This window comes from Schaedlerella arabinosiphila (assembly GCF_003885045.1).
Classification (GTDB): Bacteria; Bacillota; Clostridia; order Lachnospirales; family Lachnospiraceae; genus Schaedlerella; species Schaedlerella arabinosiphila.
Map to the genome: position 1 here is coordinate 1,041,257 of NZ_RHJS01000002.1, position 26,757 is coordinate 1,068,013.

20 protein-coding genes are annotated in these 26,757 nt (G+C 52.7%); 19 read left to right on the forward strand and 1 reads right to left on the reverse strand.

The features are described from left to right. Positions 1 to 286: 286 nt before the first annotated feature. From EBB54_RS05240 to EBB54_RS05285, 10 genes are all read left to right on the forward strand, one after another. The gene (locus tag EBB54_RS05240) at positions 287 to 1,204 is read left to right on the forward strand and encodes an ABC transporter permease (RefSeq protein WP_004069148.1); all 918 of its coding nucleotides are present in this window, start codon (positions 287 to 289) and stop codon (positions 1,202 to 1,204) included. Between the two features lie 14 nt (positions 1,205 to 1,218). Beyond that, positions 1,219 to 2,265 (forward strand): ABC transporter permease, encoded by a 1,047-nt coding sequence (locus EBB54_RS05245; RefSeq protein WP_004069147.1) that lies wholly within the window; start codon positions 1,219 to 1,221, stop codon positions 2,263 to 2,265. 121 nt (positions 2,266 to 2,386) lie between these two features. Further along, positions 2,387 to 3,385, forward strand: a complete 999-nt coding sequence (locus EBB54_RS05250) for an ABC transporter ATP-binding protein (RefSeq protein WP_004069146.1) — start codon at positions 2,387 to 2,389, stop codon at positions 3,383 to 3,385. Continuing rightward, on the forward strand, positions 3,382 to 4,380 hold the full coding sequence (locus EBB54_RS05255) for an ABC transporter ATP-binding protein (protein ID WP_004069145.1): 999 nt from the start codon (positions 3,382 to 3,384) through the stop codon (positions 4,378 to 4,380). Before EBB54_RS05250 ends, EBB54_RS05255 begins: the two co-directional genes overlap by 4 nt. 129 nt (positions 4,381 to 4,509) lie before the next feature. Beyond that, positions 4,510 to 6,276, forward strand: a complete 1,767-nt coding sequence (locus EBB54_RS05260) for a peptide ABC transporter substrate-binding protein (protein ID WP_125126637.1) — start codon at positions 4,510 to 4,512, stop codon at positions 6,274 to 6,276. A gap of 154 nt (positions 6,277 to 6,430) precedes the next feature. Next, positions 6,431 to 8,089, forward strand: coding sequence for an AAA family ATPase (locus EBB54_RS05265; protein WP_125126638.1), 1,659 nt, complete (start codon positions 6,431 to 6,433; stop codon positions 8,087 to 8,089). A 558-nt stretch (positions 8,090 to 8,647) separates the two neighbouring features. Further along, the gene (locus EBB54_RS05270; protein ID WP_125126639.1) at positions 8,648 to 10,591 is read left to right on the forward strand and encodes an endonuclease MutS2; all 1,944 of its coding nucleotides are present in this window, start codon (positions 8,648 to 8,650) and stop codon (positions 10,589 to 10,591) included. A gap of 68 nt (positions 10,592 to 10,659) precedes the next feature. After that, positions 10,660 to 11,553, forward strand: a complete 894-nt coding sequence (locus tag EBB54_RS05275; RefSeq protein WP_004069141.1) for a damage-control phosphatase ARMT1 family protein — start codon at positions 10,660 to 10,662, stop codon at positions 11,551 to 11,553. 85 nt (positions 11,554 to 11,638) lie between these two features. Next, positions 11,639 to 13,219, forward strand: a complete 1,581-nt coding sequence (locus EBB54_RS05280) for an AAA-like domain-containing protein (protein WP_125126640.1) — start codon at positions 11,639 to 11,641, stop codon at positions 13,217 to 13,219. 64 nt (positions 13,220 to 13,283) lie between these two features. Beyond that, positions 13,284 to 14,486 (forward strand): Y-family DNA polymerase, encoded by a 1,203-nt coding sequence (locus EBB54_RS05285; RefSeq protein ID WP_125130616.1) that lies wholly within the window; start codon positions 13,284 to 13,286, stop codon positions 14,484 to 14,486. Between the two features lie 52 nt (positions 14,487 to 14,538). Here the strand turns inward: EBB54_RS05285 and EBB54_RS05290 are convergent, their stop codons facing one another. After that, positions 14,539 to 15,147: a VanZ family protein gene (locus EBB54_RS05290; RefSeq protein ID WP_004069131.1), complete on the reverse strand. Its 609-nt coding sequence runs from the start codon at positions 15,145 to 15,147 to the stop codon at positions 14,539 to 14,541. Positions 15,148 to 15,433: 286 nt separating this feature from the next. Between EBB54_RS05290 and EBB54_RS05295 the strand changes: the two genes are divergently transcribed. The 9 genes from EBB54_RS05295 to pknB all read left to right on the forward strand — a co-directional run bounded on the left by EBB54_RS05295 (position 15,434) and on the right by pknB (position 26,714). Next, positions 15,434 to 16,900, forward strand: coding sequence for a UDP-N-acetylmuramoyl-L-alanyl-D-glutamate--2,6-diaminopimelate ligase (locus tag EBB54_RS05295; protein WP_125126641.1), 1,467 nt, complete (start codon positions 15,434 to 15,436; stop codon positions 16,898 to 16,900). Positions 16,901 to 16,981: 81 nt separating this feature from the next. Next, positions 16,982 to 19,210: a replication restart helicase PriA gene (priA, locus tag EBB54_RS05300; RefSeq protein WP_125126642.1), complete on the forward strand. Its 2,229-nt coding sequence runs from the start codon at positions 16,982 to 16,984 to the stop codon at positions 19,208 to 19,210. A 48-nt stretch (positions 19,211 to 19,258) separates the two neighbouring features. Then, entirely contained in the window at positions 19,259 to 19,732 is a 474-nt protein-coding gene (def, locus tag EBB54_RS05305) for a peptide deformylase (protein ID WP_125126643.1), read from the forward strand. Beyond that, on the forward strand, positions 19,733 to 20,686 hold the full coding sequence (gene fmt, locus EBB54_RS05310) for a methionyl-tRNA formyltransferase (RefSeq protein WP_125126644.1): 954 nt from the start codon (positions 19,733 to 19,735) through the stop codon (positions 20,684 to 20,686). A 38-nt stretch (positions 20,687 to 20,724) separates the two neighbouring features. Then, the gene (locus EBB54_RS05315; protein ID WP_125126645.1) at positions 20,725 to 21,432 is read left to right on the forward strand and encodes a zinc metallopeptidase; all 708 of its coding nucleotides are present in this window, start codon (positions 20,725 to 20,727) and stop codon (positions 21,430 to 21,432) included. Next, the gene (gene rsmB / locus EBB54_RS05320; protein ID WP_125126646.1) at positions 21,425 to 22,855 is read left to right on the forward strand and encodes a 16S rRNA (cytosine(967)-C(5))-methyltransferase RsmB; all 1,431 of its coding nucleotides are present in this window, start codon (positions 21,425 to 21,427) and stop codon (positions 22,853 to 22,855) included. The genes EBB54_RS05315 and rsmB overlap by 8 nt, the downstream gene beginning before the upstream one ends. 18 nt (positions 22,856 to 22,873) lie before the next feature. Next, entirely contained in the window at positions 22,874 to 23,926 is a 1,053-nt protein-coding gene (rlmN, locus tag EBB54_RS05325) for a 23S rRNA (adenine(2503)-C(2))-methyltransferase RlmN (RefSeq protein WP_125126647.1), read from the forward strand. Continuing rightward, positions 23,923 to 24,666 (forward strand): Stp1/IreP family PP2C-type Ser/Thr phosphatase, encoded by a 744-nt coding sequence (locus EBB54_RS05330; RefSeq protein WP_004069117.1) that lies wholly within the window; start codon positions 23,923 to 23,925, stop codon positions 24,664 to 24,666. Before rlmN ends, EBB54_RS05330 begins: the two co-directional genes overlap by 4 nt. Beyond that, entirely contained in the window at positions 24,660 to 26,714 is a 2,055-nt protein-coding gene (pknB, locus tag EBB54_RS05335) for a Stk1 family PASTA domain-containing Ser/Thr kinase (RefSeq protein ID WP_125126648.1), read from the forward strand. The genes EBB54_RS05330 and pknB overlap by 7 nt, the downstream gene beginning before the upstream one ends. Positions 26,715 to 26,757 lie beyond the last annotated feature (43 nt).

Genomic DNA, 26,757 nt, shown 5'->3' on the forward strand with positions numbered 1-26,757 from the left:
CTCTCCTTTTTTCGGGGAATGATTTATAAAATCCGGCCTGTTTGTAAAAAATAACAGCATTATGCAAGAAAAAAGCGGATTTATTTGAAAAAAATTGTCGCTATTTCATTGCTTTACCACTTTGAAGGATTGACAAATCATTATTAATTTGCTATTATATTTCGCAGTGAGGAACGCTGAGTGTTTGTCATGACTAAACGAAGTGTTCCTCATTTTTAATAGGATGTATTCTCAGGAGTGTGTACAAGGTGAATCCGGGGGTACAGGAAGATAAGGAGTGGAAAGCATGTTAAAGTACATTGCAAAGCGAATCGGTCTTGCCATAGTGACGATCTGGGCAGTTGCAACCATTACATTTTTTCTGATGAATATGGTTCCCGGCGGGCCGTTCCTTTCGGAGAAGGCGATCAGCCCGCAGGCAACAGCGGCGTTAGAGGCCAAGTACGGCCTGGACAAGCCTTTATTTCAGCAATATCTAACGTATATCGGCGATGCCCTGCACGGTGACCTCGGCGACAGCTTAAAGCAGCGCGGCCGTACCGTGATGGACATTATCTCAACGAAGTTCCCTGTGTCGGCAAGGGTGGGAGGTATCTCCGTACTGGTAGCCCTGACGCTGGGAATCCCCCTTGGCTGTATCGCAGCCCTGAAGAGAGGGAAGTTTTTGGACAGTCTGATCAGTGTAGTTGCAACCTGCGGGATTGCGGTTCCCAGCTTTGTAATCTGCACGGTGCTCCTGTATTTTTTCGGTGTTAAATTAGGAGTGCTTCCGACGCTTGGAATCGGAACGTGGAAGCACTATATCATGCCGGTTATGGCATTGTCCTTCTATCCTACTGCGTATATCATGAGACTGATGCGGTCTTCCATGCTGGACGTGCTGGGACAGGATTATATGCGTACGGCAAAAGCGAAAGGCGTGTCGGGATTTGTATCTCTGTTTAAGCATGCCCTTCGTAACGCAATCCTTCCTGTAGTGACTTATGTAGGCCCGATGCTTGCCTATACGGTAACAGGAAGCTTTGTTGTGGAAAAGATCTTTACGATCCCGGGACTTGGCGGTGAGTTCATCCGCGCCATCAACGGACGTGACTATACGCTGATCATGGGTACGACGATCTTCCTCGCGACGCTGATCATCGTGATGAACGTGGCCGTGGACATCGTATATAAGATTGTAGACCCGAGAATTAAACTAAAGTAAGGAGTGCAGTGATCATGAAAGAGAATCCGGTCAGCTTTCAACTGAAACTTAATCCTGAGGATTTCCTGCCTGCAACAGAAGAAGAGAAGCAAAGCCAGGTCATCATGCGGGAAAGTGTGAGCTTCTGGAAGGACGGCGGACGCCGCCTTGTAAAAAATAAAGTAGCAATGACAAGTATCGTGGTTGTAATACTTGTAATGATTTTCTCATTTATCGTTCCTTCGTTTTATCCTTATTCTTATAAGGATCAGATCAAGGGAGGCAACAATCTGGCTCCCATGGAGTATTCGGCGGATGAGCAGGCAAGGATCGATGCCGGGGAGAAGGTATTTCCCCATGTGTTCGGAACCGATAAACTGGGTCGCGACTATGCTATCCGTGTGATGATGGGGAGCCGCATATCCCTTCTGGTAGGGCTGATCGCCACAGGCATCATCCTGATCATCGGTTCTGCTTACGGATCGATCGCCGCATTTTTCGGAGGATGGGTAGACCTCGTGATGATGCGGATTGTGGATATCATCTATACGATCCCGGATATTCTGCTGATCGTACTTCTGTCCTTTGCATTGAAGGACCCCTTAAGCCGTCTCAAGGATGTGCCGGGCTTTAGCTGGGTCGGGATCGTAGGCGAGAACCTGATCAGTATTTTCGTGGTATTTGCCCTGCTGTACTGGGTTGGTATGGCACGAATGGTCAGAAGCCAGGTGCTGATGCTCAAAGAGAGCGAGTACGTAACGGCAGCCAGGGCACTGGGTGTGGGCAACGGCAAGATCATTAAGAAGCATTTGCTGACAAACTGTATCGGAACATTGATCGTAACTACGACGCTGCAGATTCCTTCTTCGATTTTTACGGAGAGTTTCCTGAGCTTCCTTGGAATGGGTGTGGCGGTTCCGCTGCCGTCCCTCGGAAGTCTTGCGAGCGACGCGATCAACGGTATGAATACGTATCCGTACCTGTTGTTTATTCCTGCAATTTTGATCAGTTTGATCATCCTGAGTTTCAACCTGCTGGGTGACGGACTTCGGGATGCGTTTGACCCGAAGTTAAAGAATTAGGAACAGACATCTGTTCCGTCCGGGCACGGCGGCCTGATCAGGCAATTGCCGGGACCGGCGGTCTTATATAGAAGAATTAGGAAAAGCAGCATAGCCTAAGCTATGCAGAAATGAGGAATATATGTCAGAATATCTTGTAGATATAAAAAATGAACGGCTTTCCTTTTTCACACCTGCAGGAGAAGTGAAAGCGCTGAATGATGTGTCCATTCATTTGAGAGAGGGAGAAGTGCTGGGGATCGTAGGCGAAAGCGGCTCCGGCAAATCCGTAACTGCATACAGCCTGATGGGGCTGACGGCCTATCCCGGCAAGCTGATCGGGGGAAGCCTGTATTTCAACGGCCATCAGGTGGAAGAGATGACAGACAAGGAGATGCGCAAGATCCGCGGAAATGAAATCTCCATTATTTTCCAGGACCCCATGACCAGCTTAAATCCTGTGTACACCATCGGCAACCAGATCATGGAGGCAGTCCTGCTCCATACGGATAAGACGAAGGCACAGGCCAGGGACCGGGCAAAGGAGCTTTTGGAGCTGGTTGGAATCAACGAGCCGGAAAAGCGTCTGAGACAGTACCCCCATGAGCTTTCCGGCGGTATGAGGCAGCGTGTCATGATTGCCATCGCGCTGGCCTGCGAGCCCAAGCTCTTGATCGCGGACGAGCCCACGACGGCCCTGGACGTGACGATCCAGGCGCAGATTCTGGAGCTGATGATGGAATTGAAGGACAAGCTGGGCATGGCGATCATTATGATCACCCATGACCTGGGCGTGGTAGCCAGCATGTGCGAGCGTATCGCGGTTATGTATGCGGGAAAGGTGATCGAGTACGGTACGACGGAGGATATTTTCTACAATCCGAAGCACCAGTATACGAAGGGGCTGATCCGCTCCATTCCGAGAATCGACGCGAAAGAGCATGAAAGGCTGATTCCCATCGAAGGTACTCCGGTAGATATGCTGAATCCTCCCAAGGGATGTCCCTTTGCGCCCCGGTGCGAGGCGTGCATGAAGATCTGCCTGCGGGAGATGCCTCCGGTTACCAACTTTGACAGGGTTCATTATACCCAGTGCTGGCTGAACCAGAAGGAGGAAATGGAGAAAGGAGCTGCAAAATGAGTGAGAAACAGAACAGCTTCATACAGGTAGAACATTTGCAACAGTATTTCCCGGCAGGCGGCTTCGGAAAGAATAAAAAATATATCCAGGCCGTGGACGATGTATCCTTTACCATCGGCAGGGGCGAGACCCTGGGGCTGGTAGGGGAGTCCGGATGCGGCAAGACCACCACCGGACGTACGCTGCTCCGGCTGTATGAGCCCACCGGGGGCAGGTTTGTTTACGATAATGAAGTGATCTTTGATGTGGAGAAAAAGCAGTTTGTGGACATGCTTCCATACCGGAAGCGGATGCAGATCGTATTCCAGGACCCATATGCCAGCCTGGACCCGCGTATGACGGTGGGGGACATCGTCGGCGAGGCGATCGACGTTCACAAGATGGCGGCAAATAAACAGGAACGTTATGATATCATTATAGAAATGCTGCGAAGGGTAGGACTGAACTCCGAGCATGCCAACCGGTATCCTCATGAGTTTTCCGGCGGACAGAGACAGCGTGTGGGGATCGCGAGAGCCCTTGCGGTGCGGCCGGAGTTTATCGTCTGCGACGAGCCGATCTCGGCTCTGGACGTGTCCATCCAGGCGCAGGTGATCAACATGTTTGAGGACCTGCAGGAGGAGATGGGGCTGACCTACCTGTTCATTGCACATGACCTTTCCGCGGTGAAGCATATTTCCAACCGGATCGGCGTCATGTATCTTGGCCGGATGGTGGAGCTGGCGGACAGCTACGAGCTGATCACCCGTCCTTTGCATCCGTACACCAAGAGCCTGATCTCCGCGATCCCCATCGCAGACCCGAAGATCGCGAAGGAGAGCAAGCGTATCGCCCTTCAGGGCGATGTGCCGAGTCCCTTGAATCCGCCGTCCGGCTGCCGGTTCCGTACCAGGTGTCCGTATGCGGATGAGCGCTGTGCCCATGAGGCTCCTGTATGGCGTGAAGTGGACAGAGGACATTTTTCCGCCTGTCATCACATTGACCGTTTGGAGTAGAGATTTGAGGATCGGCGCGTAAGTGAGGATAAACATATATAGATGCAGGAAAATGCGTCCGTATTGTTTATAGAAAACAGAGTGCCCGGCTGTGCCGGAAGCGCTCAAAGTAAAAAAGGAGGAAATCAAATGAAAAAGAAAGTAATCGCTTTATTACTGGCGACTACAATGGCTTTCAGCCTGGCAGCCTGCGGAGGCGGCAATAACCAGGGGGGGGATAATAGTTCATCCCAGAATGGTACGGAAGGTACCGATAATGCCGGCGGGGGTTCCGAAGAGAAGATCCTGTCCGTACAGATCGGACCTGACCCGGAGACCATCGACCCGGCGCTGAACAGCGCGGTAGACGGCGGAAACATGCTGCTGCACTCCTTCGAGTGTCTGCTGACCGTTGGTGAGGACGGACAGCTTACAGAGGGACAGGCAGAAAGCTGGGATACAAGCGAAGACGGCCTGACATGGACCTTCCATTTAAGAGACGGCCTGAAATGGTCTGACGGTTCCGACCTGACAGCAAATGACTTCGTTTACAGCTGGAAGCGTGTGTGTGACCCGGAGGTTGCAGCTCCTTATGCGGAGACCGTATTGGGTATGGTAGAAGGCTATGACAAAGCGATTGAAGGCGAACTGGATGCACTTCAGGTAAAAGCAGAGGACGACAAGACACTGGTTGTTACTTTAAGTTCTCCATGTACCTATTTCGGAAGCCTTGCAGCATTTGCTACATTGAGCCCGGTACAGGAAGCAACCATCGAAGCAAACGGCGACGGATGGGCAACTTCAGCAGAAACTTATATTTCTAACGGATCATTCTATGTATCCGAGTGGGTTCCGGGATCACACATCCTGATGAGCAAAAACCCGAATTACTGGAATGCAGACGCAATTAAGCTGGACGGTATCAAGTTCAACCTGATTGAAGATGCGAACGCATCCTACAGCGCATACCAGACAGGTGAAGTCCTGATGATCAAAGACGTTCCGACCGAGGAAATCCCGTCTCTGGAAGGCAATGATGATTATTATGTAGATCCGATCATCGGAACCTATTATCTGAGCCTGAACCTGAACAGAGAGCCGTTCACAGATAAGAACGTTCGTAAGGCTCTGAGCCTTGCAATCGACCGTGATTATGTTGCGAATACACTGATGCAGGGAACTTATTCACCGGCAAGCAACTTCATGGGACCTGGCTGGATTGACACAGACGGCAAGGAATTTATGGAAAATGCAAACGGCGGACAGCCATATATTGACATCAGCAACCATGAAGCAAACCTGGAAGAGGCGAAGAAGCTTCTGAAAGAAGCTGGCTATGAGAATGGGGAAGGACTTCCGTCCATCACCTACTCCACCAATGACGCAGGTTACCACAAGGTAGTTGCTGAGTATCTGCAGGAAGCATGGGCAGAGTTAGGCGTTGACCTTAAGGTTGATATCGTAGAGTGGGCAAGCTTTACACCGATGCGTCGTAACGGAGATTATGATGCTTCCCGTAACGGATGGGTTGGCGACTACAGCGATCCTTCCAATATGTTAGACCTGCTGTATTCTACAAACGGAAACAACGACGGTAAGTTCAACAACGCGGATTATGATGCTGCTATGGAACTTTCCAGAACTACGCTTGATCCGGTAGAGCGTTCCACTGCACTTCATGAGGCAGAGGATATCCTTATGGAAGAAACCGGATGCGTGCCGGTAGCTTACTACAATGACTTCTGGCTGCAGAGCGACAAGATCACAGGCTCCTGGCATTCACCGTATGGATACTGGCACTTCATGTATGCGGATATCACAGAAGGGGGAGCTGCAGATGCAGAGACCGCAGATGGTGAGACAGCAGATGAGGAAAGCACAGATACAGAAACAGAAGATGAGGAAACAGCAGAATAAGAGATTCTAAATTTAAGGGACTTCCTGAGAGCGTTCGGGGAGTCCTTTTTTTCGGAAAAAATCCAATGACTTTGCAGTGGGTTTGTAGTACAATAATGATAGTGGAGAGAATAGGGGATGAAATGATTCAGGGAATCCGGGAAGGAGCAGCGATATGGGTATTTATTTGAACAGCAAAACCCCGTTTCAGTTATTTTGCAATGAGGCGGCGGAGACGTATTTTATCGATAAATCTTCAATGCTCGGCGGGCTGATCCCGCTGGTGGATTCAAATGAAGAGGCTCAGACACGGGAGGAAAAAGACTACCGATATCTATGCATCACAAGGCCGCGGCGTTTTGGCAAGACCATGATGGCAACGATGATTGCCTCATTTTTTGGAAAAGGAAAAGACAGCCGGACGGTGTTCAAAAAATTAGCGATCGGGGACTGCAAAGGATTTGAAGAGCATATCAACAGGCATAATGTGATCTATATCAGCTTTAACGAGGTGCCGGATGAATGTACCGCATATGCACAGTACATTTCACGTATTAAGAGGATTCTGCGCAATGACTTGAAAAGAGCGTTTCCGAATGCGGAGATCACCAATGACGATGCAATCTGGGATATCCTCACTCAGATTTATGAGACGGAGGAAGATGGCCGCTTCATTTTTGTACTGGATGAGTGGGATTATATTTTCAACAGAGGATTTGCCAACGGAAAGGACAAAGCGGCATTTATAGAGTTTCTAAGTAATTTGCTGAAGGGAAAAGGTTACGTGGAGCTGGTCTATATGACAGGGGTTCTTCCGATTGCAAAATATTCCAGCGGTTCGGAACTGAACATGTTCTGCGAGTATACGATGGCGGCGGAAGAAAAGTATTCGGAATATTTTGGCTTTACAGAAAATGAAGTAGATGATCTGTTTGAACGTTACCAAAGGCTGAATCCGGAAATACAGCATGTGACCAGAGAAGGGCTTCGCCTCTGGTATGACGGCTACCAAACGAAATCAGGGGTGAGGATATATAATCCGCGGTCCGTAGTTTTTTCGTTGATGAATAATAATCTGGCAGGCTACTGGACAAGCTCCGGCCCTTATGACGAAATCTTCTATTATATTGAAAAGGATATTTCACAGGTCAGGGATGCCCTGGCGCTGATGATCTCCGGTATTCCAGTTCCGGCGAAAGTGAGGGAGTACGCGTCTACTTCCATGAATCTGACGACAAAGGATGAGATTTTTTCTGCAATGGTCGTATATGGATTCCTGAATTATCAAGATGGTTGTGTTTCGATTCCCAATAAAGAACTGATGGACAAATTTGCGGATATGGTGGAAAAGGAAGTTTCCCTGGGGTACGTGCACCGGCTTGCAAAGGAGTCTGGAAGGATGCTGGAAGCTACAAAAAACGCTGATACCAGGACTATGGTGGAAATCCTGGAATATGCACACAATACAGAAAGTCCGCTGCTGTCCTACAGCAATGAAGCGGAGCTGGCGTCGATTGTACGGCTTGTTTATCTGGAAGCTCGGGATGAATACCAGATTGAGCGTGAGGATAAGGCAGGAACCGGATATGTGGATTTTATTTTTTATCCGAGAAGGAAAGCGGATGACTGTATCATTCTGGAATTGAAAGTGGACAGTACGGCAGAGGAGGCGATCCGTCAGATCAGAGACCGCGGGTATGCCCTGAAATTTCAGGGCAGGCTGGGAGAAACGGGACAGTATACGGGACGGATTCTGGCTGTTGGGATTGCATATCGAAAGGTCGATAAGAAGCATAGCTGCGCGGTAGAGGTTCTCTCAGGAGGATGCACATAAAAGCCGGTAAAAAAAGGTATTGACAAACATACCGTATCAGGTTAAACTAATCACAGAATAAAAGGAAGGCAGGTGTGTGGATGTTAGTCGTTCTGTAATGAAAAAAACAACTGAATTTTACAAAAGGGCAAGCACGGGAGAATCGTGTTTTTTTGAGTACCCTTTTCGGCATAATAACATGCCGGTTGTTTCTGCCTTACAGAATACTGCATACACCGGGAATAGATCTCTTATTTTGATGAAATGAGAACGGGAAAAGTATGGCTGTAATTGTCATACTTTTTTATATTGTTTTCGCGAAGCAGCGGAACGGGAAGGGCGTACATGGCTGCATGTACGCTTAGGCCCGATGGCTGCTGCGCGGGTCAAATCCATGGTTTCAGTCTGTATGCAGCGGGCGGAAACCTTATTTTTTTCTGCAAAAACTCCTTTCATCTGCAGAAAAACGATTCAGTCTACAGGAAGCAGCGTTATTTTACAGGAAGCATTTCCGAATTTTCCTGTGGAAGAAAAAACACTAAGGCAATGGGAATTTTTCAAAGAAAGGTTGATTAAAACATGATACAGATAGAAGAAATCATAGAATTTGACAAAATCAAAACATGGTGGGCCGAGCTGGCGCATACCAAATGGGCAAAGGAAGCCATATGGAATACGAAGCCCTTCCTCTCCGAGAGCGAGCTGCGCGCAAAGCAGAGGGAAACAAGCGAAGCAAAAAAGATGCTTGAGATCCACGGAAATCCGCCGCTGGTCCCCATGGAGGGGATTCGGGAAGCTGTCCGCGGGGCGGTGAGGGGGGACTGCCTGTCTGTCTCCCAGTTGGAAGAGATGGAGCAGGCCCTTGCCGCCGTCATGCGGCTGAAAAGCTACCTGAGCCGCTCCAGGCAGTGGGAGATTTCTCTGGCATACTATGAGGAAAATCTGGACGGCCTTGAGGATGTGAAGGACATGATCGGCCTCCAGATCCGAAACGGCAGGGTGGACGACAATGCGTCCAAACTGCTGAAATCGTTCCGTGACGAGATCGAAATCAACGAGAGAGGGATGCGGGAGAAGGCAGACGCGGTGATGCGCGCCAACAAGTCATGCCTGTCAGACAATTTCAGCACCGTGCGGAACGGACATCTCTGCATTCCGGTGAAAAAGGAATATAAGTTTCAGATCAAAGGGGCCGTGATCGACAAGTCTTCCACGGGAAGCACCTTATTCATAGAGCCGGCTTCTGTGGGGCACTATTTTGAGGCGCTGCAGCTTCTCTATGTATATGCGGAAAATGAGGAACGCCGGATACTCTATGAGCTTTCTGCCATGATCGCAGACCAGGCCGAGGTACTGGAACAAAACATCCGCACCATGGAAAAGCTGGATTATATTTTTTCAAAAGGCAGTCTGAGCCTGGAATACGGCGGAACAGAGCCCGGGATCAATACGGATCGGTACATGGTATTCCGGGACGGGCGGCATCCTTTGATGGAGCCCGAAGAGTGTGTGCCGCTGCAATTTGAGATCGGGAAGCAATTCCGGGGGATCGTCATTACTGGGCCCAACACAGGCGGAAAGACCGTTGCCATCAAGACCGTGGCATTGAACTGCATGATGGCTCAATGCGGGTTGCACGTGGCCTGCCGGGAGGCGGAGATCTGCATGAACAGCAATTTCCTGTGCGACATCGGGGACGGACAGAACCTGTCCGAGAACCTGTCCACCTTTTCCGCCCACATTGCGAATGTGCTGGATATTTTGAAGAGGGTGAACAAAGACAGCCTTGTGGTGATGGACGAGCTGGGTTCCGGTACCGATCCGGCGGAAGGCATGGGGATCGCAGTGGCGATTCTGGAAGAGCTGCGGAAAAGCGGCGCGCTGTTTCTGGTAACCACCCACTACCCGGAGGTCAAACAGTACGCCAGTCAGAGAGAAGAGATTGTAAACGCCAGGATGACATTTGACCGGGAAAGCTTAAAGCCCCTTTATCGGCTGGTGATCGGGGAAGCAGGGGAAAGCTGCGCGTTTTATATCGCGGGAAGGATGGGGATGCCCGGGGACATGCTGCGGACGGCCATGGAGGCTGCCTATGGAAGCCGGGAAATCCCGGAAAACCTGGATCAGGTGACGGCAGAAAACAGGCTGGAAAAAGTCTCTGTGCCGGGAATCAGAAGGCAAAAGCCGCAGGCGCCGGCGCAGCCGAAAGGAAGGGCGTTCCAGAGAGGGGACAGCGTGATGGTGTACCCGGACAAAAAGATCGGGATCGTATGCCGGCCGATGGATGAAAAAGGTATCCTGCAGGTGCAGCTTCAGAATAAGAAGATCTGGATCAACCAGAAGCGGATCAAGCTGCATGTGGCTGCGGAGGAACTGTACCCGGAGGATTACGATTTTTCCATCATCTTTGACAGCGTAAAGAACCGGAAGCTGAGACACCAGATGGACCGGGGAAAGATGACGGAGGAAGCGAAACGGATTTCTGCAAAAGAAACAGGTGATTTTTGCCAGGTTTTGGAGTAAAATACAAAGAGGAATCGTTGTACAAATCCATTTGCCCTGCAAATTGGTTACAAAGGGAGGTAAAAAAGATGCAAGCAAATTCCATGTGTATTTCCTGCATGATCGGAAAGCAGGAGAGGCAGATCAGGCCGTTTTCGGATGAACATAAAAAATCTGACTATATGCATCGGGTGCTGGAAATACTTTACAGGCACGGCCGTTCAGAATCGGCGCCGTGGCTTGCGGAACAGATTGACCAACTGTATGAGAACTTCTGGGGGGAGGCCGAAGATTACTCCCAGATCAAGCACAGGTACAACCGGCTTCTGCTGGATAAGGAACAGGAGATCGAGCGGCGGATTCGCGGGTCGGAGGACCCTGTGGAGGAGTGCGTCAAGTACGTCTGCGCGGCAAATTACATTGATTTTTCCGCGGTGGAGCATGTGACGGAGCAGACCTTTGAAAAGCTGCTGGAAAAGGCCGGCGGGGAGACGGTGCCCCAGGAGGAATACCGGGAATTTCGGAAGGATCTGGAAAAGGCGAAGAAGCTGGTCTATCTGACAGACAACTGTGGGGAGATCGTGCTGGACAAGGTGTTTATCCGTTTTTTGAAAGAAGAGTACCCGCACCTGCAGATCACGGTGATCGTCAGGGGAAAAGAGGTCATCAACGATGCCACCATGGAGGATGCGCGGGAAGTGGGCCTTACAGATCTGGTGCCCTGCGTGGGAAACGGCAACGGGGCCCCGGGGACGGTCCTCAAAAGGTTCGGCAGGCAGACGAGAAGGCTCATTTTGGACGCCGACCTGGTCATTTCCAAAGGACAGGGGAATTTTGAAAGCCTCTTCGGGGAGGGCGTGAACCCTTATTATTTCTTCCTCTGTAAATGCGAGCTGTTTGTCCGCAGATTCGGACTGGAGCAGTACCGGTCCGTATTTGTGAAGGAGGAGCGGGTGAAGATCGGGGAGATGGCGGGTACCTGATACAGAAAGTGATACCGCTGCAAAATAGAAAACATTCAGGTAAGAACTGAAAGGCGGAGACAGCAGCCGGAGCGGAGGTGTGCGGATGGAAAGAGGCATTTTGCAGAAGCGGAAAAGGTTTAATACGGCGGGACTGTGCATTCCAAAGTATCATTATATGGCGGATGTGAGGGACAAGGTAAACCGTATCATCGAAGAATACGTAGACCAGGACGAATATTTTACGATCAGCCGGGCGCGGCAGTACGGAAAAACGACGATCCTGTATCTGCTGCAGGAGGAACTGAAAGACCGTTGTGTGGTTCTGAGCATCAGCTTTGAAGGCAAAGAGGAGTATTTTACCTCCCTGCAGAACTTTGCGGAAGGCTTGAACATCAGCTTTTATAAGACTCTGAGAAAGGCGCATCCCAGGCTTGCGGAGATTTTCCGGGAAGAGATCTGCCGGACGCTGGCAATGGAAGTGTTGGGGGATCGGATTACCGCATTGTGCGGACAGGCGGGGAAACCGGTCATACTGATGATCGACGAGGTGGACAAGGCTGCGGACAACCAGGTGTTCCTGACGTTCCTCGGAATGCTGCGGGAGCGGTATCTGAGACGGAGAGTGGGAGGAGACGCCACCTTTGACAGCGTAGTTTTGGCCGGTGTGCATGATATCAAGAACCTGAAAATGAAAATCCGGCCGGAGGAGGGACAGAATTATAACAGCCCATGGAACATTTCCGCTGATTTTGATGTGGATATGGGTCTCTCTGTAACGGAGATCGAAAGTATGCTCCGGGAATATGAGGAGGATACCCATACGGGCATGGACGTTTTGCAGATCGCAGGGGGGCTGTTCGAATATACAAACGGGTATCCGTTTCTGGTGAGCAGTCTGTGTAAGCTCATGGATGAGAAAAATCTGCCCTGGGATAAAAACGGACTGCGCACAGCAGTGAAGGAGCTTTTGAAAGCCAATAATACGCTTTTTGATGATGTGATAAAAAATATCCGCAATCATCCGGAATTTTCGGATCTGGCAGAGCAGATCGTGCTTCGGGGGGCGCAGGTGGCTTTTGAGATCCGAAACCCGACCATCCAGCAGGGGGTTATGTATGGGATACTGAAGGAGGAGGACGGAAGGACGGCGGTCTCGAATGTTCTGTTTGAGACATTGATTATCAATTATTTCGTGTCTGTCCGTTCGACGTATGCCCTGACTTCCTCCGGTTATGTGGAAAAAAGCCAGTATGTGCGGGACGGAGTGCTGGATATGGAACGGGTGCTGCGCCGCTTTTCCGCATTTATGAAGGCAGAATACCGGGATGAGGACGGGACATTTATCGAGAATCACGGACGGCTGCTGTTTTTAAGCTTTCTGCGCCCGATCATCAATGGAACCGGGCATTATGCCGTAGAGCCGCAGACGAGAAAAAACAACAGGATGGACATTCAGGTATTTTACGGAAATCAGGAAATTGTTGTAGAATTAAAGGTGTGGCGGGGGGAAATGTATGAGCGGAGCGGATACGACCAACTGGTACGGTATCTGGAAGCCAGGGGTGTGGAGAAAGGATATATGCTGAGCTTCTGCGATAATCAGAAAAAGCCGCGGGATGACCAGACCTTTCTGCACGGCGGACATGAGATATGCGAGGTCATTATAGCGTATCGGGATGCGTAAAGGGCTTTCTTCCGAAAAAAGGCGGCCAGGAATGGCCATGGGGAATCGGAGTATGGGAAAAACAATGTCACCTGTGATTTTTCACATAGATGTAAATTCCGCCTACTTAAGCTGGACGGCGGTGGAACAATTAAAAAACGGGGCAGAGGTGGATCTGCGGGAGATTCCTGCCATTATCGGGGGAGACAAAAAGTCCCGCCACGGCGTGGTTCTCGCAAAGTCCATTTCCGCCAAAAAGTACGGCATCCGCACCGGGGAGCCTGTGGTCAACGCGTTCCGAAAATGCCCCAATCTGGTAATGGAGCCGCCGAACCATAAGATGTATAGGGAAAAGAGCGAGAAGCTGATGGAATACCTGCGGGGATTTACGTCCAAGATCGAGCAGGTCAGCGTAGACGAGTGCTATCTGGATTTTACCGAGATCGGAGATCGCTTTCCCTCCCCGCTGGACGCGGCATTTTTGATGAAGAACGGGATACGGGAGCGTTTCGGCTTTACGGTCAATATCGGGATCTCGGAAAATAAGCTTCTGGCAAAGATGGCATCGGATTTTGAAAAGCCGGACAAGGTGCACACCCTGTTTTTGAGGGAGGTGCCGGTAAAAATGTGGCCCCTGCCCGTTGGGGAGCTGTTTATGGCGGGACGTTCCAGCGTGGAGGTATTGAAAAAGCTGGAGATTGAGACCATCGGCGGCCTGGCAGGCGCAGATCCGGCCCTGATTGAGCTGCATCTGAAAAGCCATGGGAAAATGCTGTGGGAATTTGCCAACGGCATCGACCATTCGGCTGTCCAATGGGAACAGGCGGAAGCCAAGGGGATCGGCAATTCCACCACACTGGCGGAGGACGCCTCCACTTACGAGGAGGTAAGGGAGGTTTTTGCAGAGCTTGCCCAAAGTGTGGGGAGGCGTCTGAGAAAGGCGGGGCAGAAGGCGAACATGGTCAGCATGGAGATCAAGTACCATGATTTTCAGTCTATGTCCCACCAGACCAGGCTGCCCAGGCCCACCTGCGACGACCAGGTGCTTTTGGAGACCGCCTGCAGACTCTTTGAGGAGGCATGGAGCGGGGAACCGGTGCGGCTTCTGGGAATCCGCACGGCAAAGCTGGTGGACGCCGGGGAGCCGGAACAGTTGTCGATCTTTGACTTAGAGCCGCCCCCGCCGGTGGATGAGAAGCGCCGGAGACTGGATGCGGCCATGAGCAGGATACGGGAGCGGTACGGGGAGGACGCGGTGATGAAGGCCAGCCGGATGAAGAAAAAGTAAAAAGAAGGCATACAAAAAACTGCCGCCTGCAGTTTTTTGTATGCCTTCTTTTCTAATAGTAACGCCTCCGTCTGCGCCGGGCGGCGTCCTCCCTGCGTATGGCCTCCTGCCGCCGATGGGCCTCCTCCCGTCTAGCCCGTTTCCGGTAGGCAAATTCTTCCTGCCGTCTGGCAGACCGGGCCGGGGCCAGAAAGACCCAGCAGATGATCTGCACGGTCAGGATTCCGAAGAAGGCGCCGATGCTGTCGATGCCCACGTCCTTTATGGAAGGCCCCCGGCCGGCCACGAAGGACTGGTGGTATTCATCCCCGGCCGCGAAGGCCACACAGATGAGCCCGGCCACCAGCATCAGCGGAAATCCCCGCAGCCCATATACATAGAAGGGAAAAGAAACCGCCACGGCCAGCATGAAGTATTCTGTCATGTGGGCCAGCTTTCGGACCGGATATTCGATCCGGTCTGCAAACACTTCAATCTCGGTTTCATCCAGTCCCCTCTCCAGCACTTCGTTTCCGATTTCCACGATCTTATAGCTGACTTTAAAACTCAGGTTGCCGGAGGCAGAGGCATCCTGTGCGGAAAAGCCGTAGATCACGTACATCATGGCCAGTGCCGGAAGAAAGGACAAGGGTTTCAAAAAGAAAAAAATAATCTGTTTCATAAATGATCACTCCATTATGCAAAATATTCATCTTGTTTTCAGGACCTGTTTCATCGCTCCTTAGTATGCCACGAAATACCGGATTTGTAAAGTGTCTGCTGTAAACAGCAGTTACTGTGAGCACCCGGCGGGTGTGAACAGTAACCAACCTTCATCTTTGCCGCCGCATTTATTTGCATGATTCACGTCTTTGTGGTATTCTATACAAGGAAAAATGTATCGGTCCGACGCCGCGGGCATATCTGCCGGCCCCGGGCCGTTACGGAAAACTTCAGGAGGAACACACATGAAGCTAAACCAACTATTAGAACGTTTAGAATACGAAAAGATACAGGGCAGTGACCAGACGGAGATTACCACACTGATCAACGATTCCCGGCAGGTGCAGCAGGGGTCGGTTTTTGTCTGCATCAGCGGGGCGGTCTCGGACGGCCACAGATTTGCCCGGGAGGTTGCAGAGAAGGGCGCTTCTGCCCTGATCGTGGAAAAAGAGGTGGATGTGCCCCGGCATGTGACCGTCATACGGATGAAGGATACCCGCTATGGGCTTGCACTCATGTCCGCCGCATATTTCGGCTACCCTGCGGAAAAACTGAAGATCATCGGAATCACCGGAACCAAAGGCAAGACCACCACCACCTATATGATCAAATCCATCCTGGAGGACGTGGGACACAAGGTGGGGCTGATCGGCACCATCGAGGCGGTTATCGGGGAGAAAAAGATCCCGGCGGCCAATACCACCCCGGAATCCTACACCATCCACAAATATTTTGCGGAGATGGTGGAGATTGGCTGCGACAGCGTGGTCATGGAAGTATCCTCCCAGGGGCTGATGCTGCACCGGACGGCGGGGATTCCCTTCGAGATCGGGATCTTTACCAATCTGGGCCATGACCATATCGGGCCCAATGAACATAAGGATTTTGAAGATTACAAGCGGTGCAAGGGGCTGCTCTTCAAGCAGTGCAGGCTGGGCATCGCCAACGCGGACGATCCCTGGTTTGAGGATGTGTTCCGGGGGGCCGCCTGCCAGGTAGAAACCTTCGGACTTTCCCAAAAAGCGGATCTGCAGGCTTTGGACACCCATCTGGTGTCCAGACCGGGCTACCTGGGAGTGGCCTACCATGTCAGCGGAAAGATGGATTTTGATGTGGAAATCGACATTCCCGGAACCTTCAGCGTATACAATTCACTGACTGCCATTGCGGTCTGCGGCCATTTCGGCGTATCCCAGGATGTGATCCGCAGGGCTTTGAAGGCGGCCAAGGTGAAAGGCAGGATCGAGATGGTCAAGGTCTCGGATGATTTTACACTGATGATTGATTACGCCCACAACGCCATGAGCCTGGAAAGCCTGCTGATGACATTGAAGGAATACAACCCGGCCCGGCTGGTGTGCCTGTTCGGCTGCGGGGGCAACCGCTCAAAGGACCGCAGATACGAGATGGGCGAGGTGTCCGGCCGACTGGCGGATCTGTCCATCATTACATCCGACAATCCCCGGGACGAGGAGCCCCAGGATATCATCGACGACATCAAGACCGGCATCGGCAGAACCTCCGGGGCCTATGTGGAGATCTGCGACCGCAAAGAAGCCATCAAATACGCGATCGCCAACGGACAGCCGGGGGATGTGATCGTGCTGGCCGGGAAAGGGCATGAGGATTACCAGGAGATCAAAGGAAAAAAATATCCCATGGATGAACGGGTCCTGATCGCGGAGGTTCTGGAAGAGCTTGGTAAAAAATAGAGAGAAAGGTTGCGGTTCACAGCGATGCTGCGCACGGCAGGAAAGAGCGCCGGCCGCTGTGGGCCCAAACAGCAGATTTTTGTGTACGCAAATATTATCATAGACATCACCCATGAAAAACTGGATAAAATCTTTCAATACAGCATCCCTTCCCGGCTGGAAGATTCCCTGTCGGCAGGTATGGAGGTGGTGGTGCCCTTCGGAAAAGGGAACCGCCTGACCAAAGGCTATGTGGTGGGCTTCGCAGAACACTGCGGCTACGATCCGGCAAAGATCAAGGAGATCCAGGATATTTCCCGAAAGGGCGTGGCCATCGAAGGAAAGCTTGTGGCGCTGGCGGCGTGGATGAAAGACCATTACGGCGGCACCATGATCCAGGCGCTGAAAATGGTTCTGCCGATCCGGCAGCAGGAGAAGGAAAAGGTCAGGAAAAGGCTCCGTCTCCTTCTGGATGAGGAGGAGGGAAGGAAGAAGCTGGAATTTTACCTGCACAAAAACCAGCGGGCAAGGGCCAGGCTGCTTTCCGCGCTTCTGGACGACCCGGTGCTGGATTATGAGCTGGTTCATAAAAAGCTGAACATCCCCCTGTCCGTGGTCCGCGCGCTGGAGGAGCAGGGGGTGGCCGCGCTGGAGTCGGAGCGGGTATACCGGAATCCCGTGAAGCACAAAGAGCAGGCTCGAAAGGAGATCACATTTACAGAAGAACAGCAGAATGCGGTGGAGCATTTCTGGGAAGACTATGAAAACAGGCGGTACAGAACCTACCTGATCCACGGCGTCACCGGAAGCGGCAAGACGGAGGTCTATATCGAGATGATCCGCCGGGTGGCGGAGACGGGGCGGCAGGCCATTGTGCTGATTCCCGAGATTGCGCTGACCTTCCAGACCGTCATGCGGTTTTACCGATGCTTCGGGGACCGGGTGTCTATCATGCATTCCCGGCTCTCCGCCGGGGAGCGGTACGACCAGATGATGCGGGCGAAGGAGGGGAAGATCGACGTAATGATCGGGCCCAGATCCGCGCTGTTTACCCCGTTTCCCGATTTGGGGCTGGTGGTCATCGACGAAGAACATGAAAATACCTACAAAAGCGAGCAGGTCCCCCGCTATCACGCCAGGGAAACGGCCATTGCCCGGGCGGTGATGGAGCATGCCAGCGTGGTGCTTGGCTCTGCCACGCCGTCGCTGGAAGCCATGTACCGGGCAAAAGCCGGAGAGTACACGCTGCTGGAATTGAAAAACCGCTCCGGGCAGCAGGAACTGGCACAGGTACATATCGCAGACCTGCGGACGGAACTGAAAAACGGAAACCGCTCCATACTGAGCATCCGGCTTCAGGAGCTGATGGCGGACCGTCTGGAAAAAGGAGAACAGATCATATTGTTTTTAAACCGCCGGGGATATGCGGGCTTTGTGTCCTGCCGGGAATGCGGCCATGTGGCAAAATGCCCCCACTGCGACGTGTCTTTGTCCTCCCATCGGAATAAAGGGCTGGTCTGCCACTACTGCGGATACGAGGAGGAAAAGCCGGAGCGCTGTCCGGCCTGCGGCTCCCGGCACATCGGGGAATTTCGGGCCGGTACCCAGCAGATTGAGGACATTGTAAAGGCACAGTTTCCGCAGGCCCGGGTGCTGCGGATGGATATGGACACCACCCGGGAAAAGGACGGCCACGAAAAGATACTCTCCGCATTTGCCAATGAGGAAGCGGACGTGCTGGTAGGAACCCAGATGATCGTGAAGGGGCATGATTTTCCCAATGTGACCCTGGTAGGCATCCTGGCCGCGGATATGTCCCTGTACGCGGACGATTACCGGGCCGGGGAGCGGACCTTCCAGCTTCTGACCCAGGCCGCGGGACGCTCAGGCAGAGGAAGCAGAAGGGGGGAGGCGGTGATCCAGACCTACAGCCCCGAGCACTATGCCGTCGTGACCGCTGCGGCCCAGGATTACGAAGCTTTTTACCAGGAGGAGATCCGTTACCGGGAGCTGATGGGCTATCCGCCGGTGGAAAATCTGCTGGCGGTGCTGGCAAGCTGCCCGGACGAGGCGCATCTGGAAACCGGCTGCAGATTTTTAAAGGAATATGCCGTCCGGGTCACGGGCAGGGAGCGGGTGGACCTGATCGGCCCGGCCAGCCCGGGAATCGGAAAAATTAATGATATATATCGAAAAGTACTCTACCTAAAAGCAGAAAGATATGATACACTAGTAAGGATGAAAAATCGACTGGAACAATATATTGAAGTAAACGCCGGATTTGACACAATGCGGATTCAGTTTGACTTCAACCCCATGCAGGTGTTTTAAAGAGGCGGGGCAATACATTTATGATTAGACTAGGAGGATATGAAGAGTATGGCAATAAGAGAGGTTCGTGAGATCGGGGACGAGATTCTGACAAAGCCGTGCAAGGCGGTTCCGAAGATGACCCTCCGCACGAAAATTTTGATCCATGATATGCTGGATACCATGTATGAAAAATCCGGTGTGGGACTGGCGGCCCCCCAGGTGGGGATTTTGAAGCAGATCGTCGTAATCGACATCGGGGACGGCCCGCTGGTGCTGATCAATCCCCAGGTGGTGGAGAGTTCCGGAGACCAGACCGGAGAGGAAGCCTGCCTGAGCGTGCCGGGCAAATACGGAATCGTGTCCAGGCCCTATTACGTGAAGGTGCGGGCCCATAACGAGGATATGGAAGAAGTCGAGATCGAAGGCGAAGAGCTTTTAGCCAGGGCCCTGTGCCATGAGATCGATCATTTATCAGGGAAGCTGTACGTATATCAGACAGAGGACGGGCTTCATGACGCCGTTCCTGAGGAGGAAGAATAGATGAAAGTGCTGTTTATGGGAACCCCCGATTTTTCCGTCGGGACGCTGGAAGCGCTGGCGGACGCAGGCCATGAAGTGTGCCTGGCCGTGACCCAGCCGGATAAGCCCAAAGGGCGGGGGAAGGAAATGCAGTTCCCGCCGGTGAAGGAGGCGGCCATGAGACGCGGGATTCCCGTTTTTCAGCCTAAAAGGGTGCGGACGCCGGAAAGCGTGGAATATCTGAAAAGCTTCCAGGCGGATGTGTGCGTGGTTGTGGCATTCGGCCAGATCCTTACAAAGGAGCTTCTGGACATGACGCCCTTTGGCTGCATCAATGTTCATGCCTCGCTTCTGCCGAAATACCGCGGGGCGGCGCCCATCCAGTGGGCCATCCTCCGGGGTGAGGAGGTGACGGGCGTGACCACCATGCAGATGGATGAAGGCATCGACACAGGGGATATGCTCCTTAAGACAGAGGTGCCCATCACCCCGGAAGAGACCGGGGAGAGTCTCCACGATAAGCTTGCAGCGGCAGGCGCGCAGCTTGCGGTGCGGACATTGGAGGAGTTAGAGGCGGGAACCCTGCGTCCCATAAAGCAGGGAGAAAGCCCCACCCCCTACGCGAAAATGCTGGATAAAAAGATGGGAAGCATCGACTGGAGCCGTCCTGCGGCCGAGATCGAACGGTTGGTGCGGGGACTCAATTCCTGGCCCAGCGCCTATACCCATTGGAACGGAAAAGTCATGAAAATCTGGAAAACCGGTGTGAAATCCGCTCAAAGCGGGGATACTACGCAGCAGGCGGCGCCCGGAACGATCCTGGAGGTGGAAAAGGACTCGTTTTCGGTACAGACCGGGGACGGCGTGCTAGTGGTTCAGGAGGTTCAGCTTCCCGGAAAGAAGCACATGGAGGTCCAGGCATTTCTGCGGGGCAATACGGTGGTGCCGGGGACGGTGCTGGCTTCCGGCGATTGAGTGCGCGGCCGAGAGCAGATACAGAAAGGAATTAAGAAATGGGAATGTTTTATTTGGGATATGATTCAACGTATATTTTGGTTTTGATCGGAGTGGCCTTATGTCTCCTTGCATCATCCCGCGTGAACAGCGTGTTTCGCAGATATTCCTCTGTCCGGAGCCGTTCCGGGATGACTGGGAGGGAGGCGGCGGAGAAGATCCTCAGGGCAAACGGGATCTACGATGTGACAGTGCGCCATATTCCCGGAAACCTGACGGACCATTACGACCCGAGAAATAAAACACTGGGGCTTTCGGATGCGACCTATGGCTCGGCTTCGGTGGCGGCCATCGGCGTAGCGGCCCACGAATGCGGCCACGCGGTGCAGCATGCCACAGGGTACGCGCCGCTGAAATTCCGGGGCGCCCTGGTTCCGGTGGCAAACTTCGGTTCCGCCATAGCCTGGCCGCTGATCCTGATCGGGCTGGTGATCAACAGCAATTCGGCGTTTCTGTTTATTGACCTGGGGATTCTGCTGTTTTCCGCGGCAGTGCTGTTCCAGATCGTAACCCTGCCGGTGGAGTTCAACGCCTCCAACCGGGCCGTGAATGCGCTGGAGAAAAGCGGCATGCTGTATCCCGAGGAGATCCGGCAGACGAAAGCGGTGCTCGGCGCGGCGGCCCTGACTTATGTGGCAAGCGCGGCATCTGCTATCCTGCAGCTCTTACGTCTGATCATCATCGGAGGAAGAAGAAGGAATGACTAAAATCAAACCCGTCAATGAGCGGGAGCTGGTGCTGGGAATCCTCATGGAAGTGACGGAGAAGGGGCAGTACAGCCACCTGGTCATTAGGGACGTCCTGGGAAAGTACCAGTATCTGGATAAAAAGGAGCGGGCCTTTATCACAAGGGTGACGGAGGGCACGCTGGAGCACATGATCGAACTGGACTACATTTTAGACCAGTTTTCCAAAGTGAAAGTCAAAAAGATGAAGCCCGTGATCCGCAACATCCTGCGGAGCGCGGTCTATCAGCTCAAATACATGGATACGGTGCCGGATTCCGCCGTCTGCAACGAGGCGGTTAAGCTGGCCGTGAAAAAAGGCTTTTCGGGGCTGCGGGGATTTGTCAACGGCGTCCTGCGGAGCACATCCGCAGGGCTTGGACAGGTGCGGTACCCGTCAGACCCTGTGGAAGGGCTCTCCGTCCGGTATTCCATGCCTGTGTGGATTTTAAAGCTTTGGCTGCAGAGCTATGACAGGCAGACGGTGGAAACCATGCTGGAGGAGTTTCAGAAGGAGAAGCCCTTGACCGTCCGTGTCCGGCCCTCTCTTGAGAACATCGGGGAGGGCGGCGGACGGCCTCCCAGAGGGACGGGGGCAGAAGCGGTGTGGCCGGAAGTCTTAAAACTGCAGAAAGAGCTGGAAGGGGAGGGAATCCGCCTGGAACCCCATCCCTATCTGCCCTATGCCTGCTATCTCTCAGGCCAGGATTATCTGGGGGATCTGCAGAGTTTCAGGGAGGGGCGTTTTTCCGTACAGGATGTAAGCTCCATGCTGGTCTGCGAGATGGCGGCGCCGAAGCCCGGGGACGTGGTCATCGATGTCTGCGCCGCGCCCGGAGGAAAGGCCGTTCACATGGCGGAAATGCTCCGGGGTACGGGATCTGTGGAGGCCCGGGATCTGACCGCTTATAAAACAGGGCTGATCCAGGAGAACATTGATCGGTCCGGGCTGTCCAACATACAGGCCCGGCAGATGGACGCCAGGGTTTTGGACGCCGCTTCTGCTGAAAAGGCGGATATTGTGATCGCGGACCTGCCCTGTTCCGGGCTGGGTGTTTTGGGGAAGAAAACAGACCTGAAATACAACGTCACAGAAGAAAGCCTGGAGAGCCTGGTGAAGCTTCAGAGAGAGATCCTGACAGCGGCGAAGGCTTATGTCAGGCCCGGAGGGAAGCTTGTCTACAGCACCTGCACGATAAACCCGTCGGAAAATCTGGAAAACGTACACTGGTTTCTGGAACAGAATCCGGAATTTGCGCTTCGGGATATCCGGGAAAGCCTCTGCGAAGAGCTAAAGGGGGATGTGCAGGAAAAGGGATGTCTGCAGCTTTTGCCGGGAATCCATAAAAGCGACGGCTTTTTTCTGGCATGTATGGAGAAAGGGCTGCCGCAAAGATCAAATTAAGGAAGAAAAACAGGAAACATGAAAAAGGATATCTGTGCATATACATATGAACAATTGCAGGCAGAGATACAAGCCATGGGGGAACAAAAATTCAGGGCAAAGCAGATCTATGAATGGCTGCATGTCCGACTGGCGGAGGATTTTTCGGAGATGACGAACCTCTCCAGGGAGCTCCGCGCCAGGCTGGCGGAGGCGTATGAGATCCTTCCCGTGGTTTTGCTGGAAAAGCGGGAATCCAGGCTGGACGGGACCTGCAAGTGCCTTTTCCGGCTCTGGGACGGTAATGTGGTGGAGAGCGTATGGATGCGCTACAGTTACGGCAATTCCGTGTGTATCTCTTCCCAGGCCGGCTGCCGGATGGGTTGCCGCTTCTGCGCTTCGGGCATCGGCGGCCTGGAACGGAGCCTCTCCCCCTCGGAGATGCTCGGACAGGTCTACCGGCTCCAGAGGATCATGGGGGAGAGGGTCTCCAACGTGGTCGTCATGGGAACCGGGGAGCCGCTGGACAATTACGGCAATCTTCTGACGTTTCTTCACATATTGACCGGGGAACACGGATTACATATCAGCCAGCGCAGCGTCACGGTGTCCACCTGCGGGATCGTTCCCAGGATTTACGATCTGGCCGGGGAGCACCTCCAGATCACGCTGGCCATCTCCCTCCACGGTGCCACCCAGGAGAAAAGGAAGGAATTGATGCCTGTGGCAAACGCGTACGGCCTGGAAGATCTGCTCTCGGCCTGCGACGCGTATTTTGCGGAAACTGGACGGCGGATCACATTCGAGTACAGCCTCATCCGCGGGGTCAACGATACAGAGGATGACGCCCGGGAACTGATTCGGATTCTGGGCCCCAGAAATTGCCATTTGAACCTGATCCCCGTAAATGCGGTAAAAGAATATAATCTGAAGCAGCCTGACAGGAAAAATGCACAGAATTTCAAAAATAAACTTGAAAAATATGGGATAAATGTTACACTAAGAAGAGAAATGGGCGCGGACATCGACGGTGCCTGCGGCCAGCTCAGAAGAAGTTATGTACAGACACGGATAGAGGAGGCAGAGATATGAGGACATTTTCAATCACTGATGTAGGGATGGTAAGACAGGTGAATCAGGACTATGTCTATACAACCGACAATCCGCTGGGCCCTCTTCCGAATCTGTTTGTGGTGGCGGATGGAATGGGAGGCCATCAAGCCGGAGATTACGCCTCAAAGTATACGGTAGAGGTGCTGAAAAGGGAACTGGGACAGAGCCGGGAAGAAGATGTGGAAAAGGCTCTCGTCTCCGCGATCAAAAAGGCAAATCAGGAGATCATCAAAAAGGCGTCCCAGGACCCCCATCTCAAGGGAATGGGAACGACGGTCGTGGTGGCGACGATCGTCCGGCAGATGATGTATTTTGCAAATGTAGGTGACAGCCGGCTGTATCTCATCAACCAGGGCATCACCCAGCTTACGAAGGACCACTCTCTGGTGGAAGAAATGGTACGTCTCGGCGGTATCAAGCCGGAGGAGGCGAAGCACCATCCGGATAAAAATATCATTACCCGCGCGATCGGGGCAAAGGATACGGTAGATGTGGATTTTTACGAGCATCGTCTGAAAAAAGGGGACATCATACTGATGTGCACGGACGGACTCAGCAATATGGTGGAGGACGAGGAGCTGTTCCATATTGTGCAGGGGGGACGGGATATCGTGGAAGCAGGCACATCCCTTGTGGCGGCGGCAAAAGAAAACGGTGGTACCGACAATATTGGAGTCGTGCTGACGGAACCGTTTACGGATGAGGTGACTATATGTTGAAGGAAGGAATATTTTTAGGAAAACGCTATGAGATTCTTGAGCGGGTAGGCTCAGGGGGTATGGCGGATGTTTATAAAGGGAAGGATCATAAGCTGAACCGGTATGTGGCGGTGAAGGTGCTCAAGAGCGATTACCGCTCGGACGAGATCTTTATCCAGAAGTTCTTAAGCGAAGCCCAGGCGGCGGCCGGCCTGATGCATCCCAATGTGGTCAATGTATACGATGTGGGACAGGATCGGGGCCTGTACTATATGGTCATGGAGCTGGTGGAAGGCATCACGCTGAAGGACTATATCGAGAAAAAGGGACAGCTTTCGGCAAATGAGACCATCAGCATTTCCATCCAGATGGCGACCGGAATCCAGGCGGCCCACGACCAGCATATTATCCACCGGGATATCAAGCCCCAGAATATTATCATTTCCATAGACGGCAAAGTGAAGGTGACGGATTTCGGCATTGCGAGGGCCACCACCTCAACCCAGACCATCAGCACCAACGTGATGGGCTCGGTGCACTATACTTCGCCGGAGCACGCCAAGGGCGGCAATGTGGATGAGAAGAGCGACATCTATTCCGCCGGGATCACCATGTATGAGATGATCACCGGACATGTGCCCTTTGACGGGGATTCCACGGTATCCGTGGCGATCAAGCACCTGCAGGAGGAGATCCCTTCCCCTGTGAAGGAGGTGCCGGAGATCCCCTACAGCCTGGAATGCATCATTTTAAAATGTACGCAAAAGAATGCGGAACGCCGGTATCAGAACTGCCAGGAGCTGATCATGGACTTGAAGCGTTCCTTGGTAGACCCGGAAGGGGATTTTGTGAATAACCCGGAATATATACCTGGAGGTGATGAGACGATCATGATGTCAGATGAAGACAAGAGACGAATCCAGAACAGGAATAATTACCAGCAGGATTACTACGAGGAAGAAGAGGACTATGGCGGCGGTTACGGGGATGACGGCTACGGCGACGACGAGTACGACGATTACGAGGACGACTATGAGCGCAGCCGCGGAAACGGCGACGGCAGCGGTTCGGTGGTCGGCACGGTTCTGAAGGTGGTGGTGACGCTGGCAATCATTGTCATTGCGGCGGTCATTATCTTTATGGTTGTAAAGTCCGAGGGATTTTTTGACAAAATGTCCATAGACAGCCCCATCAAGGAGGAGGAAGAGACGAAGCAGGTCAGCGTGCCCTATCTGATCGGTCTGACGGAGGACGAGGCAAAGGATGCGCTTTCCAAGGAGGGGCTTGGGTATGGCGTATCAGAAAGAGTACAGTCCGATGAATTTGAGCGGGGACAGATTATCAGCCAGAGTCCGGAAGCGGATCAGAAGGTGGACGTCAATACGGAGATTTTAGTTTCGGTCAGCATCGGCAAGGCAATTGAGAAGAAAAAGGTGCCGGAGGTGGCCGGACAGGATGAGGCGGCTGCCAAGAATATGATGGCCAACAGCGGCTTTGTGGTGGAAGTGGAACAGCGGGAAGACGACAATGTTCCGGCAGGAAAGGTGATTACCACAGCGCCCGCAGGCGGCGTCGAGGTGGTAGAAGGCACGAAGATCATCCTCTATGTCAGCAAGGGTTCCAACAAAGTGACGGTGCCGTCCCTGAAAGACATGACCAAGGAGCAGGCAGCCAACTTGCTCGCGAGTATGGAGCTTACAGGAAGCGTATCCGGGGAAGAGTTCAGCGACGATGTGGAAGAGGGCAAGATCATCAGCCAGAGCCCTGCAGCCGGGGAGAAAGTGCCCAAGAATACGCCGATCACATATGTGGTGAGCAAAGGGAAGGAAGATAAGGACGACGACAAAGACAAAGATCCCGACCGTCCGGGATATCCGGGCAGCAGCGGCGGCGACATGCCGAATGTCAAAGGCATGGAGGCCGGATACGCAATAAGCATACTGGACAGCTACGGATATCCGGCAAGCATAATCGACTATGAAACCAACAGTACGATGATCTCCGGTTATGTCATTTCACAGACCTTATATGATGACGGAACGGTGGGGCTGGTGGTCAGCCAGAATTAAAATCAAAAAGAAGTGTTCCGGAGATGCTGCACCAGAGCATTTC